The sequence below is a fragment of the Streptomyces recifensis genome (assembly GCF_002154615.1).
Lineage (GTDB): Bacteria > Actinomycetota > Actinomycetes > Streptomycetales > Streptomycetaceae > Streptomyces > Streptomyces griseoluteus.
Genome location: NZ_MUNH01000873.1, coordinates 1 through 1,347, shown reverse-complemented (window position 1 = coordinate 1,347; position 1,347 = coordinate 1). Strand labels below are relative to the sequence as shown.

Sequence of the window (1,347 nt, the reverse complement as noted above, 5' to 3'; positions counted from 1 at the left end):
CCCGTGCGGGGTGCGGACGGCACCCTGACGCTGGAGGTGTGGGCGCCCGCGCGGGGTCGGGCCGGGGGCGGTCTGGTGGTGCCGGACACGGGGGAGGTCGAGCGGTACGCCGCTCGCTGGGACGGCTCGTGCGTGGTCGTCAGCCACGAGGCGGGCGGCGGCCCCGTCGAGCCGTCCCGGCCGGTGCGCGTACGGGGTCTCGGCGGGGCCGCCCCCGGTCAGTAGCGGCCCTCGAACCAGGCGCGGACGGCCAGGGTGTGCAGCGGGAAGGCGAGTTCCTCGGGGCCGCGCAGCAGGTGCCAGCCCTCGGTCTCGTCGGTGGCGGCGGAGGCCGGGAGCGAGTCCGCGGGGCGTTCCGGAAGGAGCCCGAAGAGCAGCAGATGGCCGTCCGGCGAGCTCATGGCGTCCACCAGCCGCAGGTCGCGGGCCTCGGCCTCGATGCCGGTCTCCTCGCGCAGTTCGCGGACGGCGGCGTGCTTCCAGTCCTCCCGGTCGTCGATGAAACCGCCGGGCAGCGCGACTCCTCCCAGCTGCGGGGCGACGGTACGGGTGATGACGACCAGGGCGGCGTCGTGGGTGTCGTACACGGGCTGGAGCACGACGGCCACCGGCAGCGGGTTGCGGTAGGCGGTGGTCCCGCAGGCGGGGCAGGTACGCGGCCAGCCCGTGACGCCGTCCCCGTAGGGGACCCCGCAGCTCGAACAGTGGGAACCGGGACCGGAGTTGGCGGCCGGCTGCTGAATCTCGGACACGCGCGGACTGTATCCGATCACGGCGGGCGTGTCGCGGGGTGCCGGAGAGACGGGTGGGGCGGGTGCCCCGCGGGTCAGGTGGCGAGGGCGCGGCGGCGTTCGGCGGCGAGCTCCATGGCGTGCTGGACGACGCCGATCAGCACGGTCTTCACCGACTCCCGGTCGCGGGCGTCGGTCAGCAGCACGGGCACGTCCGTGTCGAGGTCGAGCGCCTTGCGGACCGACTCCGCCGGGTAACGGGCCGCTCCCTCGAAGCAGTTGACGCCGACCACGAACGGGATCGACCGGCGCTCGAAGTAGTCGACGGCGGCGAAGCAGTCCTCCAGGCGCCGGGTGTCGGCGAGGACGACCGCGCCGAGCGCGCCCTCGGACAGCTCGTCCCACATGAACCAGAACCGCTCCTGGCCGGGCGTGCCGAACAGATAGAGCACCAGGTCGGCGCGGAGGGTGATGCGGCCGAAGTCCATGGCCACGGTGGTGGTGCGCTTGCCCTCGACGCCGTCGGTGTCGTCGATGGGCCGCCCGGCCTCGGTCAGCACCTCCTCGGTGCGCAGCGGCCGGATCTCGCTGACCGCGCCGACCATGGTGGTCTTGC

3 protein-coding genes are annotated in these 1,347 nt (G+C 74.2%); 1 reads left to right on the top strand and 2 read right to left on the bottom strand.

Going from position 1 to position 1,347, the window contains the following annotated elements; all coding sequences use genetic code 11:
* Positions 1-225, top strand: a 225-nt coding sequence (locus CCN33_RS30500; protein WP_140394777.1) for a hypothetical protein, incomplete at its 5' end; no start/stop codon positions are given.
* On the opposite strand, the gene CCN33_RS30495 is transcribed toward CCN33_RS30500, so the two are convergent.
* Together CCN33_RS30495 and CCN33_RS30490 are read right to left on the bottom strand one after the other, a co-directional pair.
* Complete coding sequence (locus CCN33_RS30495; protein WP_086696506.1) at positions 219-752, bottom strand: NUDIX domain-containing protein; 534 nt, start codon at positions 750-752, stop codon at positions 219-221. The two genes, CCN33_RS30500 and CCN33_RS30495, sit on opposite strands and share 7 nt — an antisense overlap.
* A gap of 74 nt (positions 753-826) precedes the next feature.
* The coding region (locus CCN33_RS30490; RefSeq protein WP_086696505.1) for a GTP-binding protein at positions 827-1,347 on the bottom strand (521 nt) is incomplete at its 5' end.